Here is a 1,716-nt window from a genome sequence, read left to right on the forward strand (position 1 = left end):
ATTAATTCCGGTTGTATCGTCAGGTGATTTAACCGCTCTTGACGCTCTTGACACAGAGAGAGAAGAGATATGAATGATTCCTCGGCTAGACGGAATTGATATAACCAGCCTGCGAAACCGAGAGATTTTTACCTAGGTTATAGAATCCAACTAATCTCTGGCAAAAATACGGGTCTAAATCTTTATGTCAGTGTTTGCCCGGAATTAACCGCAGTTTTGTATTGAGTAAAATACTAATTTCGGCAGATCGAACACGCTGTGCATCCTGACTGATTTTCTCGATCGTTCAAAATCCATTTAGAGGATTGCGATCGTTAATTATTAGTGCGATCGCACTTCTTCCCAGTGAAATTTTGCAGTCGGACAGCTCAGCCCTTTAGGCTGTGGCTTCTAGGTTATAAATAGTCTGTGGGAGCGGCTGGGATTTCGACCGTTGCGGGGGCCCGTGGCGATGCGGGCCCGATCGCTCTGGAAGCACAGTAGATTGAGTTGAGTTAACTCAACCTACAGACTTTTGCTTTCAACTACCTATCGGCAAAAATTGAACGAAATCCGACGGAGCGATCGCACTCAGCGACACCCCATTCAAAACAGCTAACAGTTCGCCAGAGTTAGCAATTCTGATTGAGGTTGCGCCATTGCCTTGGCTAATACTCAGTTGAGCGAAAGTCAAACCTCCCGCTAAACTCAGCAAATCTTCCCCTTTCCTGAAGTCAGAAATAGTATCACTTCCTTGACCGGATGTCAAGACAAATAAATCGCGTCCGGTACCGCCGACCAAAGTATCGCCGCCCTCATCACCAATCAACACGTCATCGCCAGCACCGCCGAGCAAGCTGTCATTGTCTTTACCACCCAGAATCGTATCGTTACCAGCATCGCCGCCGATCGTATCGCTGCCTTCATTACCGAACAGCAGATCGTTGCCAGCACCGCCGCACATTTGGTCTTGACCGCCAGCAACACCAACAGGCAAAGGGCTGCCAATATCCCCATACACCGTGTCATCCCCATCGCCGCCGCAGAGAGAGTCATTGCCTTGGTCGCCGAATAGCAAGTCGTTACCCGAGTCGCCTAAAATCACATCGTTACCCTTGCCGCCGCGGGCAGTATCGCCCCCGTCACCGCCAGCAATGCTATCAGAGGCATCCTGACCGCTGAGGTAGTCATTGCCCTTGGCACCGATTAACAAGTCGTTGCCGGTGCGATCGCGATCGGACTCGCTGTTAGTACCGCCGTAGAGGCTGTCATTTCCTTCTTCGCCCACAAGGGTGTCAGAACCGCGTCCGCCCCAGATCAGGTCATCATCTTTGCCACCGAAAGCAGCATCGTTACCCTGACCCCCAAAGATGGTGTCGTAGCCAGCTTGACCGTTAAGGTAGTCGTCGCCCGGGCCGCCCAACAGCAAGTCGCGATCGACAGCAGCGCCAACGGGAGTGTTGCTGATCAATCCGCCAAATAAATTGTCGTTCCCCGCCAAACCGACAAGCACGTCATCTCCGCCCAACCCGTTGATGCCGTCGCCACCGCTGCCGCCAGTCAGGATGTCGTTTGTATCGGCACCAACCAGGTTGTTTTGAACCGGATTCAAACCTTGAAGAAAACTGATTCCGGGTAAGGTAATTTGCGCGCAAATGCAATCTGGATCGTCAGGTTGCTGCGGTGTGGGAGTTGGTGTGGGAGTTGGTGTGGGAGTTGGTGTGGGAGTTGGTGTGG

1 protein-coding gene is annotated in these 1,716 nt (G+C 51.9%); it reads right to left on the reverse strand.

Going from position 1 to position 1,716, the window contains the following annotated elements; translation table 11 throughout:
• Positions 1 to 520: 520 nt before the first annotated feature.
• The coding region (locus QT974_RS34065) for a calcium-binding protein (protein ID WP_333472770.1) at positions 521 to 1,716 on the reverse strand (1,196 nt) is incomplete at its 5' end.

The organism is Microcoleus sp. BM001215392, assembly GCF_036700185.1.
In the GTDB taxonomy this organism is placed as follows: Bacteria; Cyanobacteriota; Cyanobacteriia; order Cyanobacteriales; family Microcoleaceae; genus Microcoleus.